Annotated in this window: 17 protein-coding genes; 5 read left to right on the top strand and 12 right to left on the bottom strand. The window is 63.0% G+C overall.

Annotated elements, in window-relative coordinates; translation table 11 throughout:
* Nucleotides 1-6 precede the first annotated feature (6 nt).
* Genes AO692_RS19965 through AO692_RS19950 form a run of 4 tightly spaced genes read right to left on the bottom strand, consistent with a single transcriptional unit; the run spans nt 7 to nt 3,462 of the window.
* Complete coding sequence (locus AO692_RS19965) at nt 7-1,005, bottom strand: branched-chain amino acid ABC transporter permease (RefSeq protein WP_054311801.1); 999 nt, start codon at nt 1,003-1,005, stop codon at nt 7-9.
* The gene (locus AO692_RS19960; RefSeq protein ID WP_054311800.1) at nt 1,002-1,913 is read right to left on the bottom strand and encodes a branched-chain amino acid ABC transporter permease; all 912 of its coding nucleotides are present in this window, start codon (nt 1,911-1,913) and stop codon (nt 1,002-1,004) included. The genes AO692_RS19965 and AO692_RS19960 overlap by 4 nt, the downstream gene beginning before the upstream one ends.
* Nucleotides 1,910-2,662 carry an ABC transporter ATP-binding protein gene (locus AO692_RS19955; protein WP_054311799.1) on the bottom strand — a complete coding sequence of 251 codons (753 nt, stop codon included), beginning with the start codon at nt 2,660-2,662 and terminating at the stop codon, nt 1,910-1,912. The genes AO692_RS19960 and AO692_RS19955 overlap by 4 nt, the downstream gene beginning before the upstream one ends.
* The gene (locus AO692_RS19950) at nt 2,659-3,462 is read right to left on the bottom strand and encodes an ABC transporter ATP-binding protein (RefSeq protein WP_054311798.1); all 804 of its coding nucleotides are present in this window, start codon (nt 3,460-3,462) and stop codon (nt 2,659-2,661) included. The genes AO692_RS19955 and AO692_RS19950 overlap by 4 nt, the downstream gene beginning before the upstream one ends.
* Nucleotides 3,463-3,633: 171 nt before the next feature.
* Here AO692_RS19950 and AO692_RS19945 point away from each other — a divergent pair, with 171 nt between their 5' ends.
* From AO692_RS19945 to AO692_RS19930, 4 genes are all read left to right on the top strand, one after another.
* Nucleotides 3,634-4,347, top strand: coding sequence for a GntR family transcriptional regulator (locus tag AO692_RS19945; protein WP_054311797.1), 714 nt, complete (start codon nt 3,634-3,636; stop codon nt 4,345-4,347).
* Nucleotides 4,340-4,690: a TIGR04076 family protein gene (locus AO692_RS19940; RefSeq protein ID WP_054311796.1), complete on the top strand. Its 351-nt coding sequence runs from the start codon at nt 4,340-4,342 to the stop codon at nt 4,688-4,690. The genes AO692_RS19945 and AO692_RS19940 overlap by 8 nt, the downstream gene beginning before the upstream one ends.
* Before the next feature lie 10 nt (nt 4,691-4,700).
* Nucleotides 4,701-5,750, top strand: a complete 1,050-nt coding sequence (locus AO692_RS19935) for an aldo/keto reductase (RefSeq protein WP_054311795.1) — start codon at nt 4,701-4,703, stop codon at nt 5,748-5,750.
* 75 nt (nt 5,751-5,825) lie between these two features.
* Complete coding sequence (locus AO692_RS19930) at nt 5,826-7,091, top strand: ABC transporter substrate-binding protein (RefSeq protein ID WP_054311794.1); 1,266 nt, start codon at nt 5,826-5,828, stop codon at nt 7,089-7,091.
* A 123-nt stretch (nt 7,092-7,214) separates the two neighbouring features.
* Here AO692_RS19930 and AO692_RS19925 read toward each other — a convergent pair whose 3' ends face one another.
* The 7 genes from AO692_RS19925 to AO692_RS19895 all read right to left on the bottom strand — a co-directional run bounded on the left by AO692_RS19925 (nt 7,215) and on the right by AO692_RS19895 (nt 13,477).
* On the bottom strand, nt 7,215-8,192 hold the full coding sequence (locus AO692_RS19925) for a branched-chain amino acid ABC transporter permease (RefSeq protein ID WP_054311793.1): 978 nt from the start codon (nt 8,190-8,192) through the stop codon (nt 7,215-7,217).
* Nucleotide 8,193: 1 nt separating this feature from the next.
* Nucleotides 8,194-9,075: a branched-chain amino acid ABC transporter permease gene (locus AO692_RS19920; RefSeq protein WP_054311792.1), complete on the bottom strand. Its 882-nt coding sequence runs from the start codon at nt 9,073-9,075 to the stop codon at nt 8,194-8,196.
* 3 nt (nt 9,076-9,078) lie between these two features.
* Nucleotides 9,079-9,789 (bottom strand): ABC transporter ATP-binding protein, encoded by a 711-nt coding sequence (locus AO692_RS19915; RefSeq protein WP_054311791.1) that lies wholly within the window; start codon nt 9,787-9,789, stop codon nt 9,079-9,081.
* Nucleotides 9,782-10,570 carry an ABC transporter ATP-binding protein gene (locus tag AO692_RS19910; RefSeq protein ID WP_054311790.1) on the bottom strand — a complete coding sequence of 263 codons (789 nt, stop codon included), beginning with the start codon at nt 10,568-10,570 and terminating at the stop codon, nt 9,782-9,784. Before AO692_RS19910 ends, AO692_RS19915 begins: the two co-directional genes overlap by 8 nt.
* A 19-nt stretch (nt 10,571-10,589) precedes the next feature.
* Nucleotides 10,590-11,792: an ABC transporter substrate-binding protein gene (locus AO692_RS19905; protein WP_054311958.1), complete on the bottom strand. Its 1,203-nt coding sequence runs from the start codon at nt 11,790-11,792 to the stop codon at nt 10,590-10,592.
* A gap of 225 nt (nt 11,793-12,017) precedes the next feature.
* Entirely contained in the window at nt 12,018-12,635 is a 618-nt protein-coding gene (locus AO692_RS19900; RefSeq protein ID WP_054311789.1) for a LysE family translocator, read from the bottom strand.
* Between the two features lie 185 nt (nt 12,636-12,820).
* Nucleotides 12,821-13,477 (bottom strand): response regulator transcription factor, encoded by a 657-nt coding sequence (locus AO692_RS19895; protein WP_054311957.1) that lies wholly within the window; start codon nt 13,475-13,477, stop codon nt 12,821-12,823.
* Between the two features lie 129 nt (nt 13,478-13,606).
* On the opposite strand from AO692_RS19895, the gene AO692_RS19890 reads away from it, so the two are divergent.
* Nucleotides 13,607-15,397, top strand: a complete 1,791-nt coding sequence (locus AO692_RS19890; protein WP_054311788.1) for an ATP-binding protein — start codon at nt 13,607-13,609, stop codon at nt 15,395-15,397.
* Between the two features lies 1 nt (nt 15,398).
* Here AO692_RS19890 and AO692_RS19885 read toward each other — a convergent pair whose 3' ends face one another.
* Complete coding sequence (locus tag AO692_RS19885) at nt 15,399-16,292, bottom strand: carbohydrate ABC transporter permease (protein WP_054311787.1); 894 nt, start codon at nt 16,290-16,292, stop codon at nt 15,399-15,401.
* Between the last annotated feature and the right edge of the window lie 56 nt (nt 16,293-16,348).

The raw sequence follows: 16,348 nt of genomic DNA, 5'->3' as shown, positions 1-16,348 counted from the left end.
CCTCGCTCAGGGTTCGGGAGAAGTCGGGTTGGACGCTGTCCGGCGCGCTGGCTTGAGGCGGGCAAGATGGCGTGAAACGATCCGCTCCTCTCCCAGAATGCCGCGTGGCCGCAAAAGCAGGATGGCGCACAGCCCGATGCCGATGAGCACGATGCGCAGCGCGGCGGCACGTGCCTGCTGGTCCGGCGGGAACAGGGATGCGATGGCGCCGGCCGAAGCTGCCCAGATGCCCCAGACCAGGATGGCCCCAAGGATGGCTCCGCGATTGTTGCCGGACCCGCCGACGATCAGCATGGCCCAGACCTGGAAGGTGAGCAGCGGCACATAATTGTCGGGCGCGATAAAGCCGACGAAATGGGCCTGGGTTGCTCCGGCCAGCCCCATGATGGCACCGCCGATCGCGAAGGCCTGCAAGCGGAAGCGGGTGGCGTTCTTGCCGAGCGCCAGCGCGGCCGTCTCGTCTTCGCGGATGGCGCGCAGCACGCGTCCCCATGGACTGCGCAGCAGATGTTCGAGCGCGAGATAGAGCAGGGCGACCACGACGATCAGCACGCCGAGATTGAGCAGGCTGAAGGCCAGCGGATCGCCGGCCAGATTGGCGAAGGGCCTTGGAATGAAGCCGATGCCGAAGGGACCACCGGTGATGCTTTGCAGGTTGAGCGCGACAAGCTGCACCGTCACCGCCACACCGAAGGTCGCGATGGCGAGATAGTCGGCGCGTAGCCGGATCGTCAGCCAACCGACGAGAAATGAGGCGAGGCCCGTGGCAAGCGCTGCCCCCAGCCAGCCGACCAGGATGGGCAGGCCGAAGCCGCCAAAGCGGTCAGGGGCGTCGGGCGTGGTCAGCAGCGCCGAGACGTAGGCGCCGATGGCGACGAAACCGGCAACGCCCACGTTGAACAGGCCGGTCTGCCCCCATTGCACGTTGAGGCCCAGGCACATGACCGCATAGGTCAGGGCCATTGTCAGGAAAAAGGCGACATAGGCGACGAGTTCGACGCTCATTCCGCCCTCCCGAACAGGCCTTGCGGGCGCAGCAATAAGACGAAGACGAGGATCATGAAGGCGACGGCCGCGCGCCATTCGGCGCCGATCAGCTGCACACCGAGAGCTTCCGCAAGACCGACGATCAGGCCTGCCAGCATCGCTCCGGGCACGCTGCCGATGCCACCGAGGATCGCGGCCGCAAACAGCGGCAGCAACAGGTCGAAGCCCATATAGGGACGGATCTGCACCAGTAGGCCGGCCATGACGCCGGCGATGCAGGCGAGCCCTGCGCCCAGCATCCAGACGGTGCGGATCACCTTGCGCGCATCGATGCCGGCAACGCCGGCAAGCTGCTGGTTCTCGCTAACCGCACGCATGGAACGGCCGATCGCCGTACGCGTCAGCAGGATATGGATCGCGACGACGAGAATGGCCGCGACGGCCAGCGACAGCAGCTGGTCGGGCGTTGCCCTCAAACCGCCGCCGAGGGGAAGCGCGATCTGCAAGGCCTTCGAGAAATAGACGGGCTTCGAGGTGAAGATGAATTCAAGCAGGCTGCGCAGCGCCAGAGAGGCGCCAAAGCTTGCCATCACCATGATGATGACGGCGCTGCGGCGCTTGCGCAGCGGGCCGAACAACAGCGCGTCGACCAGAAGCGCGAGACCGGCCGTCAGCGCCACGGCGGCGAGTACGGCAAGCGGCAGCGACCAGCCGAAGGAGAATGGTCCGATCGGCTTGAGCAGCGCCCCCGACAATGAGCCAAGCAGGCCGCTGGTGGCGAGCGCCAGATAGGCGCCCCAGCTGATCATCTCGCCATGCGCGAAATTGGCGAAACGCAGGATCGAATAGGTCAGCGTGATGCCGATGGCGCCAAGCCCGATCATCGCGCCGGCGATCAGGCCATCCATGATCAGTTGCGGGTTCATGGCGTTGCCGCCTTTCCCGCAGGGCGGGCGCCGAGATAGAGTTCGGCGACGATCGGGTCTTCGGCGAGCGTGGCTGCCGGCCCCTCATGCCGCAACTGTCCTTCCACCAGGATCGCCGCGCGATCGGCGATGGCCAGTGCCGCCTTCACATTCTGCTCGACCAGGATGATGGTGACGCCCGTGTCGTTGATCGCCTTCAACTGGGCAAACACTTCCTGCACGATCTTGGGCGAAAGGCCCGCCGAAGGCTCGTCCAGGATCAGCACGCTCGGCTCGACGATCAGCGCGCGCGCCACCGCCAGCATCTGCCGTTGGCCACCCGAAAGCTGGCCGGCACGCAACGAAGGCCGCGCTGCGAGATCGGGGAACATTGCATAGAGGTCGGCCACGCGGCGGCTGCGTTTTTCCTTGGGCAGCACATTTGCGGCCAGAAGCAGATTGTCGTGGATCGACATCGTCGCGAAGATGTTTTCGGTCTGTGGCACGAAGGCCAGGCCGTGGCGGATCTTCTCATGCGTCGGCACTGCGGTGATGTCGAAACCGCCGAGCATCGTGGCGCCGGAGTGGATCGGCACCAGGCCGGCGATCGCCTTGACGAAGGTGGATTTGCCGGCGCCGTTGGGGCCGAGCACGATGACGAGTTCGCCGCTGCGGATCGAAAAGTCGACGCCGCGCACGATCGGCAGGTCGGGTTCGTAGCCGGCGACAAGGGCTCGCGTCGAAAGCGCGCTGGGCTGCGGTCCGGTCATGCCGCGACCTCGCCGAGATAGGCTTCGATCACGGTGCGATTGCGCGAGACCTCGTCGGGAGTTCCTTCCGTCAGCAGCTTTCCCGCCGCCATGACGACCACGCGACCGCACAGCCGGGCAACCATGTCCATATTGTGCTCGATCAGCAGGATCGACTTGCCCTGGCCGTTGAGTTCGAGCACGCGATCGATGATGAGCTCCAGCAGCGTCGGGTTGACGCCGGCTGCCGGTTCGTCGAGCAGGATGGTCTCAGGGTCCGCCATCAGCACGCGCGCCAGTTCCAGGAGCTTGCGCTGTCCGCCCGACAGCACCCGTGCCGGCTCGGCTTCCAATCCGGACAGTTTGACGAAGTCGAGCAGGGCGCGCGCTTTCTCGACGGCCTGGCGCTCCTCAGCGGCAACACGGGCCGGCTGGAGAAAATTCATCCATATGCGTTCGCCGGACTGCCGTTGGCTGCCGGTCAGGACATTTTCCAGCACCGTCATTTCGGCGAAGGGGCGCGGAATCTGGAACGTGCGTCCGATGCCGCGTGCGATGCGCCGTTCCGGTCGCTCCTGCGCAACCTCGACACCGCCGATCCGGATCGAGCCGGATGTCGGGTTCAGGCTGCCAGCGATCAAATTGAAGAGGGTGGTCTTGCCGGCGCCGTTCGGGCCGATCAGCCCTGCCATCTCGCCGCGATGCAAGGTGATCGACATGCAGTCGACGGCGCGCAGGCCGCCGAACTGCTTGACCAGATCGCGCGCCTCGACGAGCGGGCCGTTGGGTGTATCCGAAGAGGCATGTGCGACAGGCTGCATCGTGGCCGATCGATTATTTTGATCTGTGATGTTTGATCAAACTTTACATCGCAGCAAATTGCAACTACGAAAATGAGCAATGGCTTGAGGTGTCCGGCTCCGAATGGTGGACGAAATGCCTGATCGCGAAATTTGCAGAACTGGTCCGAACCACCGTGACAGGGCGGCGGCATGAGTCGCCGCGCGCTTTCGCCGGTCGTGCGCGAGACATTGCACGACCGCGTCTATGCCGAACTGCGCCGCTCGCTGATCCACGGCATGTTCGACGCGGGCGAGATCATGCGCATCGTCGACCTCGCCGAGACCCTGGCGACCAGCACCATGCCGGTGCGCGAGGCACTCGGCCGTCTGGTTTCAGAACAGGCGCTGGAGGCGCTGCCGAACCGGTCCGTCCGGGTGCCTCTGATCACGCGCGAAAGACTGGAAGATCTTGCCCGCGCCCGCTGTCTCATCGAGGGACAGATCACGGCACTTGCCTTGCCCAATCTCGCTGCTGCCGATTTCATTGAACTCAGGCAGCTGACCTCGGCCTGCGAGGCCGCTTTCGCCAGCAACGACAGCGACAAGGCGCACAAGACGTCCGAGCTCAACCATGCCTTCCATTTCTACGTCTACCGGGCTGCCGGCTCAGCGGTGCTGATCCCCATCGTGGAAAGCCTGTGGCTGCAATCCGGTCCCTATGTCCGCAAGGCGGCCCAGATCCATGACGAGAACCGCGACATCCCGGCCACCCATCATCACTGGGCATTGATCGAGGCCCTGGAGCGCCGCGATGTCGCCGGCTCGGTCAAGGCGCTGACCGACGACATCACCCGTTCGTTCAACCTGATTCGCGGTCGCCTCGACGCCGAGGAGATCGAAGCGCGGGAGCTGCGGCATGGCTGAAAGGCAAGATGATTCCTTCGAGCTCCACGATCTGCGCGTCGAAGTGACCGCGCCGGAAGGCGGAGCGATCTATTGCGGCGCCAAGGTTGGAGATTATTTCGAGATGCGCGGCGAGATGTTGCATCTGCCGCCCGGGCAGGGCTTCTCGATCTATTCGCTGGCGGCTCTTCTGCCGCTGTTGCCGGCCAAGCAGCGGCCGACCCATAAGAACGACTGGATGACGACCGACGCCGAGGTGGCCTGTCCGGATCCCAATTGCAGCTCGCGTTTCCGCATCACCCGAACCGGCCTGCGCCGCTTCAGCCATGCCGAGACGACGGCCGTGCCGCTGAACGACGATTGAGACGACAAGCATGCAGAGAACCAGACTGGCATCGGATTATGAGATTTCGCGGGTCATCCGCGGCGGCTGGCAGATGGCCAGCGGCCACGGCGCTGCCTCCAGCGACGACCCCATTGCCGACATGATCGCCTTTGCCGATGCCGGTATCACCACCTTCGACTGCGCCGATATCTATACAGGCGTCGAGGAACTGATCGGCCGTTTCCGGCTGCGCTACAGGGACGAGCGCGGGCAGGAAGCGCTCGACCGCATCAAGGTGCATACCAAGTTCGTGCCCGATCTCGATGTCCTGCCGCGTATCACCAAGAATTATGTCGAAGGCGTCATCGACCAGTCGTTGCGGCGGCTCAATCTCGACCGGCTCGACCTGGTGCAGTTTCACTGGTGGGATTACGAAGCGCCGCGGTGGCTGGAGACCGCGGGCTGGCTGAACGAGCTGAGGCAGGCCGGCAAGATCGATCGGATCGGCGGCACCAATTTCGATACGGATCATGTCGAGGCGATCGTTGCGGCCGGTGTGCCGCTGACCTCCATGCAGGTGCAATATTCGCTGCTTGATGCGCGGCCGGCCAAGCGCATGGCCGCTCTTGCCGCGGAAAACGGCATTGCGTTCCTGTGTTACGGCACCGTCGCCGGCGGCTTCCTGGGCGATCGCTGGCTCGGTGCGGCTGAGCCCGCCGAGCCCTATGAGAACCGTTCGCTCGTCAAATACAAACTGATCATCGACGATTTCGGCGGCTGGAACCTGTTCCAGGAGCTGTTGCGGACCCTGCGTGCGGTGGCTGACCGCCATGGCGCCGACATCGCCACCATCGCCAGTGCCGCCATGCTGTCGCGCCCCTCGGTGGCGGCGGTCATCGTCGGCGCACGCAGCCGGGCGCATCTGGCTTCGAACCTCGCCATCTCGGACATCAGCCTGACCGACCGGGATCAGGAACAGATCGCTGCAGTGCTCGCCAAGGCGAGCGAGATCGAAGGCGATGTCTACACGCTCGAGCGCGACCGCCACGGCCGCCACGGCTCGATCATGAAATACAACCTCAACAAGGGAGCTGCCTGATCGAAGGCAGCTCGGACCTCTCGCAGACCAAACAGGGCCGTGTCGGGAGCATGGCCATAACAAAGGGGAAGTGACATGAAGAAACATCTTTTCGCCACCACCATGCTGGCTGCACTGGCAGCTTCGGCCGCGCCGGCGCTTGCCGCCGATTGCGACATCACCGTCGGACTGGTCATGGAACTGACCGGGCCTGCCGGCGAGTATGGCCAGGCCGGCGCGAAATCCGTCGAGATGGCGTTCCGCGATTTCAACGAGGCCGGCGGCGTCGGCGGCTGCAAGCTCGTCACCGACACGCGCGACAGCCAGAGCCAGGGTAATGTCGCCGTCGACCAGGCGACGCAGCTGGTCAACATCAAGAAGGTGCCGGTCATCATCGGCGGCATCATCTCGTCGGTGTCGATCCCGATCCTGACCTCTGTGACCGCGCCCGCAGGTATCGTGCAGGTGTCGCCGGCTTCGTCTTCGCCGACGCTGACCGCGCTTGGCAAGGACGGCAAGACCAACGGGGTCTTCTTCCGCACCATCACCTCGGATGCGCTGCAAGGTACGGCCGCCGCGAAATACGCCATCGACCAGGGCCTGAAGAAGCTTGCCATCATCCACGTCAACAACGACTTCGGCGTCAACATGGTCAAGGAATTCGCCGACGCCTACAAGAAGCTCGGCGGCACCATCACCTCGACGACGCCTTACAACGAAAAGCAGGCGAGCTATTCGGCCGAGGCGAGCGCCGCGATGGCCGGCGAACCCGAGGCGCTTTATCTCGTCAGCTATCCGGTCGACGGCGCAACGATCGCGCGCGCCTGGATCTCCGGAGGCGGCGCGCAGAAATTCCTGCTCAATGACGGCATGAACTCGGCCGAGTTCATCGATGCCGTCGGCGCGCAATATCTCAATGAGGCCTATGGCACCTCGTCGGGCACCAGCAAGACGGCCTCGACCGACTATTTCTACGGCGCCTATGAAGCCTTCTCCGGTGGCATCAAACCCGACGCGCCGGCTGCCGACCGCTCCTACGATGCGGGTGCGATCGTGGCATTGGCCATCGCCAAGGCCGGCAAGGGCGATGCCGCCGCGATCAAGGCGGCGATCCCGGAAGTGGTTTCCGACAAAGGCGAGCCGATCCATGCCGGTAAGGAGGAATTTGCCAAGGCGCTTGCGCTGATTAAGGAAGGCAAGTCGGTAAAATATGAAGGCGTCATCGGCCCGGTCTCCTTCGACCAGTATGGCGACATCACGGGTCCGTTCCGGCTGTGGAAAGTCAAGGACGGCAAGGTCGAGACGGTCGGAGAGATGAGTGCCGACGATGTCAGCAAGACCAAGGCCGAAATCCAGAAGTAGCCGGCTTCAGGCGGATGCCATCGCCGGCCGAGGCTTCGCGCTCGTCCCTGGATCGGTCGATGCTGATTGTATCGACCGATCCAGGCTGAGCCCTCAAGCGTAGCGCACCATTTTCTGCGTGCGTTATTCCGGCTTTTCCCCACGCCGGCGATCCAGCCACGCATAGATCTCGCCGACGATGCCTTTGCGGAAAATCAGAACGCAGACCATGAAGATCAGGCCCGTGGCGATGGTCACCGGGAAGTCCGAGGTCGCGAGCAGGTTCTGCAAGGCGACGACAAAGCCGGCGCCGAAGATCGGACCGGCCATCGTGCCGATGCCGCCCAGCAGCGTCATCAGGATGACTTCTCCCGACATCTGCCAGGCGACGTCGGTCAGCGTGGCGAACTGGAAGACCAGCGCCTTGATCGCACCGGCAAGCCCAGCGAGTGCTGCCGACATCACGAAAGCGGCGAGCTTGTAGTTCTGCACGGAATAGCCGAGCGAGATGGCGCGGTTCTCGTTCTCGCGGATCGAACGCAGGATGAGGCCGAAGGGCGAATTGACGATGCGCCAGACGATGAAAAGGCCGAGCAGGAAATTGGCGGCGACGAAATAATACATCGTATGCTCGTCATGCAGGTCGAACACGCCGAGGAAGGTTCCGCGCGGCACGCCCTGGATGCCGTCCTCGCCGCCGGTGAACCCGGCCTGCACGCAGAAGAAGAAGAACATTTGCGAAAGCGCCAGCGTGATCATGGCGAAATAGATGCCCTGGCGGCGAATGGCGAAGAAACCGATGACGAGGCCGAGCAAGGCCGCGCCGGCAACGCCGATAAAAATGCCGATTTCAGGCGAAACGCCCCACACCTTGACAGCATGCGCCGTGAAATAGGCGGCTCCTCCAAAGAAGGCGGCATGTCCGAAGGACAGCAGGCCCGTATAGCCGAGCAGAAGATTGAAGGCGCAGGCGAACAGCGCGAAGCACATCATCTTCATGATGAAGATCGGGTAGACGAAGAACGGCAGCGCCAGAAGCGCCACCACGCCGAGCCCGATCAGGACGGTCTCCAGGCGGTTCGCGGTTCCGGTCTTGCCCGGTTGGACGGTCGCGTCGGTCATATCAGGCGTCCTTCCCGAACAGGCCGGCGGGGCGGATCAGCAGGACGATCGCCATGATCACGAAGATGACGATGCTCGAAGCTTCCGGGTAGAACACCTTGGTCAGGCCTTCTGCGAGACCGAGCATATAGCCGGTCAGGATCGCTCCCAGGATCGAGCCCATGCCGCCGACCACCACCACGGCGAACACGATGATGATCATGTTGGAGCCCATCAAGGGACTGACCTGGTAGACTGGGGCGGCCATGATGCCGGCGAGCCCGGCAAGGCCGGCACCGAGGCCGTAGGTCAGCGTCAGCAGCATCGGCACGTTGACCCCGAAGGACTGCACCAGCTTGGGGTTCTCGGTCGCGGCGCGCAGATACGAACCGAATTTGGTCTTTTCGACCAGAAGCCAGGCACCCAGGCAGACGATGAGCGACGCCACGACGATCCAGCCGCGGTAGATCGGCAGGAACATGAAGCCGAGATTGACGCCGCCGGCGAGAGCCGTCGGCACCGGATAGGGGTTGCCGGAAACGCCGTAGACATAGCGGAAAACGCCTTCCAGCACCAAGGCGAGCCCGAAGGTGAAGAGCAGGCCGTAGAGCGGATCCACCTCGTAGAGCCGCGACAGGGCGAGTCGTTCGACGACGATGCCGAACAGGCCGACCACGATCGGCACCAGGATCAGCGCCGGCCAATAGCCGATGCCGAGCTTGGCGAGGACGAGATAGCCGATGAAGGCACCGAGCATGTATTGCGCGCCATGCGCGAAGTTGATGACGCGCAGCAGGCCGAAGATGATGGCGAGGCCGAGCGACAGCATGGCGTAGAAGGAGCCGTTGATCAGTCCGACCAGCAGCTGTCCGGCAAAGGCCTGAATGGGGATGCCGAAAATCACCGTTCAGACCCCCAGCACTTCATGCAGTTCATCCATTCGGCTCTCGAGTTCGCCGACCGGAAACTCGGACAGCACCTTGCCATGCTCCATCAGATAGAAGCGGTCCGCGACGCGGCTGGCGAAGCGGAAATTCTGCTCGACCAGCAGGATCGTCATGCCGCGCCGCTTCAGTTCCGCCAGCAGTTCGCCGATGCGCTGCACGATCACCGGCGCCAGCCCTTCCGTCGGTTCATCGAGCAGGATCGTCTTGGCGCCCGTGCGCAGGATGCGCGCGATCGCCAGCATCTGCTGCTCTCCGCCGGAAAGCTTGGTGCCCTGGCTGTTGCGCCGTTCCTTGAGGTTCGGAAACAGGTCGAAAATCTCATCGACGCCCATGCCGCCTTCCGCCACCACAGGCGGCAGCATCAGGTTCTCGTCGACAGTCAGCGTGGCGAAGATGCCGCGTTCTTCCGGCACATAGGCGATGCCCGCGCGCGCCGTGTGGTGCAACGGCATCTTGATCAGGTCCTTGCCGGCAAACGTCACCTGGCCGGTTCGCTTGCGGATCAGCCCCATGATCGCGCGCAATGTCGTCGTCTTGCCGACGCCGTTGCGTCCGAGCAGGGTGACCGTCTCGCCCTGATGAATATCGAGGTCGACGCCGTGCAGCGCATGGCTTTCGCCATACCAGGCGTTCAGGCCGCGGACCGAGAGCAGGGGAGCGGCGCTATTCATGTTCGGTCCCCATATAGGCAACCCGCACGCGCTCGTCCTTGCTCACCGTGTCGTAATCTCCGGCGGCCAGCATCTGGCCGCGCTGCAGCACTGTCACCCAGTCGGCGATATCGGCGACGACGGAAAGATTGTGCTCGACCATCAGCACAGCGCGGTCCCGGGCAATCGTGTGTACCAGTTTGGAGATCGCGCCGACATCCTCATGGCCCATGCCCGCCATCGGCTCGTCGAGCAGCAGGACCTTGGGGTCGAGGGCCAGGGTGGTGGCGATCTCGAGCACGCGCTTGCGGCCATAGGAAAGGTCGGATGCCAACCTGTTCCTTGCATTGTCCAGGCCAACGGCCTGCAAAAGGTCCATGGCCTTTGGCGTCAATTGGTCAAGCGCGGAAAGCGAACGCCAGAACTGGGTGGCGAGACCGTTTGGCCGCTGCAGCGCCACCCGCACATTGTCGAGCACGGTCAGGTGCGGAAAGGTCGCCGATATCTGGAACGAGCGCACGACGCCCATGCGCGCCACCTTGGCCGGCGCAGCCTTGGTGATGTCGTGACCGTCCAGGGTGATGGTTCCTGCGGTGGGTTGCAGGAACTTGGTCAAAAGGTTGAACACGGTCGTCTTGCCGGCCCCATTCGGGCCGATCAGGGCATGGATCTTGCCGTGATGGACGTCGAGGTCGACATCCTTCACGGCAACGAAGCCGGCAAAATCACGCCGCAAGCCGCGCGCGGACAGGACGGGAGAACCTGAATTCGGTTGGGATTCGGTATTCAACGATACCCCCATCCCTGTTCGCGGCAGCGGCCTACTTCACCAGCGGGCATCCGGACTCCGCAGGCTTGGTGTAGGCTTCGTCGCCGGGAATGGTCGCGAGAACCTTGTAGTAGTCCCACGGGCCTTTGCTCTCCGACGGCTTCTTCACCTCCATCAGATACATGTCGTAGATCATGCGGCCGTTGGGGCCGACCTTGCCGCCACGGGCAAAGACGTCTTCGACAGGCATTTCGTGCAGGTTCTTCGAAACCGCTTCGGTTTCGTCGGTGCCGGCCTTGTCGATAGCCTTGAGGTATTGAAGCACGGCCGAATAGGTGCCGGCCTGGATCATGTTCGGCATGCGGCCGGTGCGGTCCATGAACTTCTTCGACCAGGCGCGGGATTCATCGTCGCGGTCCCAGTAGAAGCCTTCGGTCAGCGTCAGGCCCTGCGCCGCCTCCAGACCCAGGCCATGCACTTCGGCGAGGGTGAAGAGAAGTGCTGCCATGCGCTGGCCGCCGGAAACGATGCCGAATTCCGCCGCCTGCTTGATCGCATTGGCGGTGTCCAGACCGGCATTGGCAAGGCCGATGACCTTGGCGCCGGAAGACTGCGCCTGCAGCAGGAAGGACGAATAGTCCGTGGTGGCGAGCGGATGGCGCACGGCGCCCAGCACCTTGCCACCCTTCGAGGTCACGAATTTCGAGGTCTGCTCTTCCAGCGAGTAGCCGAAGGCATAGTCCGCGGTCAGGAAGAACCAGGTGTCGCCGCCCTGCTGCACCAGCGCTCCGCCGGTGCCGACGGCCAGGGCGTGCGTGTCGTAAGCCCAATGGAACCCGTAGGGCGAGCAGGATTTGCCGGTGAGTTCGGAGGTCGCCGCACCCGTGACGATGTCGATCTTTTTCTTTTCCTGCGAGATGCCCTGGACTGCGAGCGCGACGGACGAGGTGGTGAGCTCCATGATCGCGTCGACCTGCTCGGTATCGTACCATTGGCGCGCAATGTTGGAGGCGATGTCTGCCTTGTTCTGATGATCGGCGGTGACCACCTCGATCGGCATATCCTTCACCTTGCCGCCGAAGTCTTCCACCGCCATCTTGGCCGCCTCATAGGACCACTTACCGCCGAAGTCGGCATAGACGCCGGATTGATCGTTCAGAATGCCGATCTTGACCTTGTTGTCCGAAAACTGCTGTGCGGCCGCAGGTAACGAAACGCTTGCCAGAAGCGCGACTGCGAGCGCGCGTGAGATCATTGCCATATGGTTCCTCCCGAATGGACTGCGGCCCTCCAGCCGCCGCATGCAAACCTCACCCTTATGCAGTCTAGCAAGGACGCGCGCGTAAAGTCAGCATGGCACGGCCGCATCGAAGAATTCCAGTACGACCATGTGCGTAGAGGATGACGACCGACAACGGCTCTCCCAAGCCGTTGGGCGTGCGCCACATGAGATGTTTATGCTCTCGTCAGGTTTCCGGCCCTAAACCTGATGCGTGACGAGCGCGACACCGAGGCCGATCAGGATCGAACCGCACGCTTTCGGGACAATCCAGCTGGAAGTGCCTGAAGACAGCCGCCCGAGCGTGACGGAGGCGAGACCGACGGCGGCGACATCGGCGGCAGAGAACACCAGATTGACCACCATGCCGAGGATCAGGAACTGCAGCCAGAGCGGAATCGCAGCAGCGGTATCCACGAATTGCGGCAGGAAGGTCAGGAAGAACAGCGCGGTCTTGGGGTTGAGCACTTCCACGACGATGCTGTCGCGCATCGTATCCGGTCGCCGCGTTTCGCTGCTTTCGGTTGCGTGGTTCCAGCCCAGGAACATGGTCACGCCAAGCCACACCAGATAGGCCGCACCGGCAAAACGGATCGCGGCGTAAATCGTCGGCGCGCTCTCGACCAGCGAAGCCAGGCCGATAGAAGCGGCGGCGATATGGACATAGCAGCCGAGATGGATGCCAAGCGCGGCCATCAATCCGGCATGGCGGCCGTGAGCCACGGTTTGTGCGGTCATGTAGAGGATGGCTGGCCCGGGCATGCAGGCGAAAGCCACCGTCGCGACAACGAACGGAATCCACGGTTCCAGCGATGACATGCGATCCTCCCTGGCCTGTTGCGTCTTGCACGGTGCAGGACGTCCGAGTGCCGTTGCGGAGGGATAGAAGGGCGGGAGGAGTGGAGACATACGGCAGATGCCGTATTTCGGCATGCGCATGGCGGCGCTACGGTGATGTTGGTTAAGGGGGCGTTACCGGAATGATGGCAGCAGAAGCCGCAACTTCAGCCTGTGGGCAGCCCCAGCCGAACCGCGTAGGCGGTCAGCTCCGCGGTGCTGTGGAGGTCGAGCTTTCGCATCAGGTTTTCACGGTGCTTGCGGGCGGTCGCCTGGCTGATACCGAGCCGCTCCGCGGTTTCACGCGCCGTCATGCCTTGCGCCACCAGAAGCAGGATCTGGCGTTCCCGCTGGGTCAAAGGCACCGGCGAAATGATTTCCTGCGCGTCCGGCATCCGGCTCCTGTCCGGCTCGCTGACTGCGAAACGCACCGTTCGCGCAAGATAGGTCCCGCCTTGCCGCAGCGCCTCGATCGCCGCACCGAGTTCTTCAGGGTCGCCATCCTTGGTGAGATACGCGTTCGCTCCGAACTCCAGCGCCAGCCGGACCGTCCGAGGCTCGATATTGGCGGTCAGCACAACGATCTTCAGCCGTGGCGCCAGCTCCCTGATTTCGGCGATGAACGGCACGCCCGACACGCCGGGCATGCCGAGATCGAGAACGAGCAGGTCGGCCTTCGTGTCGCGCACCAGTTTGAGCAGCGTCTCCCCCTCTGCCGCTTCCGCCACCACCGACACATTCTCCATCGCACCGATGAGCAGCTTCACGCCTTCGCGCATGATGGCGTGGTCGTCGGCAAGGATGGCGGTCAGCGGGCGATGCATGATGTCTTTGTCCTGGGGACGGCAGCTTAGTTCGGCGATTGCTAACGTATGGGAAACATGCAGGCGATAGATCAACCTGCCAGCCGGGGAAAAGGCCAGCCCAGCTTGGCTGACGGTGCGAGGGGGTCGATGCAGGAAGACAAGATCCAGGAAGCCCTGATCGAACATCTCTACCGCAATGCCTATGGCATCGTGATCTCCAACGTCACCATCTCGCTCGGCATAATCTACGTGCTTTATGGTTCGGTTCCGACGAACTGGCTCGTGCCCTGGGCCATCGCCGTCTACACGCTGATCGCGGCTCGGGTCCTCGCCGCTCGACATTTCTGGAAACATCCGCGGACGCCGGGTTCCTTGCGCCGATGGGCGTGGGCAGCCGCGGGCTTTTCGTGGATATCGGGCCTGCTTTGGGGCTCGCTGACATGGATCGGCTTCGTGCCCGACCAACCGCATCTGTTTGCCTTCATCGTGGCAATCCTTGCCGGCCTGGTCAGCGGCACCATTCCGTCCCTGTCGGCCTTTCCACCGGCGCTGATCGGTTCGATCTTTGCGACAACGATACCGGTGGCAGCCCGCTTCACGACGATGCCGGGCGCCATCGGCGACGCCTATCTGTTCCTGCTCGCCTGCCTGATCGCCATCAACATCTACTATGGCCGCATCGCCTACCGCATGCTGCACGAGATGATCCGCTTGCGGCTGGAAAATGTCGGGCTGATCGACCATCTCCAGGAAGAGCGGGATCGGGCGCAGACCGCGGACCGCGCCAAGACGCGGTTCCTTGCGGCCGCATCGCACGATCTGCGCCAGCCCATCCACGCGCTTGGGCTGCTGATTTCGACCCTCTCGGTGCTCGGCCGCCGCGGCGATGTCCCATCCGGTGAAGCGCGCAGCCTCGCCAGTTCTGCGAAGGCGATCGTCGGCAATCTGAGCGGTCTGCTCAACGCGCTTCTCGACATCTCGAAGCTCGATGCCGGCGTCGTCACCGTGGCCAGGGAGAATGTCGATCTTGGCGAACTCTTCCGCAACCTGAACGACGAGTTTGCCGCGTCGGCTCGGGCGAAAGGGTTGAGCTGGCGGGTCGCGGAGACATCTGCCCATGTCGACACCGATCCGATGATGCTGAAGCGGATCCTCGACAATCTTCTCACCAACGCGTTCCGCTATACGAATTCCGGCAGCGTGCTCCTCGGTTGCCGCCGGCGTGGGATGGCGGTGGAGATCCAGGTCTGGGATAGTGGTTTCGGGATACCGGAAGAGCAGAAGGCTGCTGTCTTCGAGGAATTCGTTCAACTACACAATCCGGCGCGGGACAAGGCACAGGGCTTGGGACTTGGCCTGGCTATAGTGCGCAGAACGGCCGAACTCCTTGGGCATCCGCTGAAACTGGTTTCAGTGCCGGATCGCGGCTCGATGTTTTCCGTGACGCTGCCGTCCATTCATGTCATCGCGCCGGCCTTGCCGCCCAGCAACGCGACGCGGGGTCAAACCGCAGCAAGTCTGATGGTCGTCGATGACGAACGGGACGTGCTCGACGCCATGGTCCGTTTGCTGACGCTGGAAGGCCACCGGATCTATGCCGGGCAATCGGCCGCGGAAGTGAAGGCCGTTCACAGCGCCGCTGCGAGGAAGGATTCGGCGCCGGTCGACCTGATCGTGGCAGACTATCGCCTGAAGGACAACGCGACGGGCGTCGAGGCGATCAAGACGTTGTCCGCCTATCTTGGCCGTACCGTGCCGGGCATCATCGTGACGGGCGATACCTCGCCTTCCCGTATCCGCGAAGCGACGGCCAGTGGCTTCCGCATCCTGCACAAGCCGATCAGCGGCGATGGTCTCAGGGAAGCGATCGCCGCGGTTTTGGCGGCAGATCGACGCGAGAGAGATGCAATTGGCGGGATAGGAGAGCAGTCCGGATAGCTTACTCCTTCACCGCTCCGGTCATCGACGACACGTAATAGTCGACGAAGAAAGAATAGAGGATCACGACCGGAAGCGAGCCGAACAGGGCGCCTGCCATCAGCGATCCCCATTCGAACACGTCGCCCCGCACCAGCTCGGTAAGGACCCCCACCGGTACGGTCTTGTTCTCCGACGACTGGATGAAAGTCAGCGCATAGATGAATTCGTTCCATGACAGCGTGAAAGCGAAGATGCCGGCGGAGATCAGTCCCGGCACCGCCAGCGGCAGGATGATCCTGACTAGGATCTGCCAGCGCGAAGCCCCGTCCACCAGTGCGCTCTCCTCCAGCTCGAAGGGGATGGAGCGGAAATAACCCATCAGCAGCCAGGTGCAGAAGGGGATGAGGAAGGTCGGATAGGTGAAGATGAGCGCAAGCCGCGAATCGTACATGCCGAGCTTGAAAACGATGAAGGCCAGCGGGATGAAGAGGATCGACGGCGGCACCAGATAGGCGAGGAAGATGAGAAGCCCGACGGAGCGTGAGCCGGTGAAGCGCACGCGCTCGATCGCATAGGCTCCGAAGACGGAGGCAGCCAGCGACAGGATGGTGGAGCACACCGCGACAAGCATCGTGTTCCACAGCCAGCCGGGATAGGACGTCTCAAACAGCAGGTATTTGATGTGATCGAGCGTCGCCCCGACGACCCAGAACGGACTGTAGTTGTTGTAGTCGGTGAGCTGGGAATTCGGCTTAACCGCCGTGATGGCCATCCAGTAGAATGGGAAAAGCAGCACGAAGACGAACACGGCGAGCGGCAGATACAGCACCAAGATGCGGCGCGGCAGCCGGTTGAGATAGCTCATGCCCTCGGCATTGTCGGTCAGGGCGTCGGCTGGAACCTTGCTTGACATGTCGGTGTCTCCCTGAGCAATTCCAGCAAAACTGCACAGCAGTTTTTGCGTCCGGA

It is taken from the genome of Mesorhizobium sp. 1M-11 (assembly GCF_001303895.1).
Lineage (GTDB): Bacteria > Pseudomonadota > Alphaproteobacteria > Rhizobiales > Rhizobiaceae > Mesorhizobium.
This window is presented reverse-complemented; position numbering and strand designations above follow the sequence as displayed.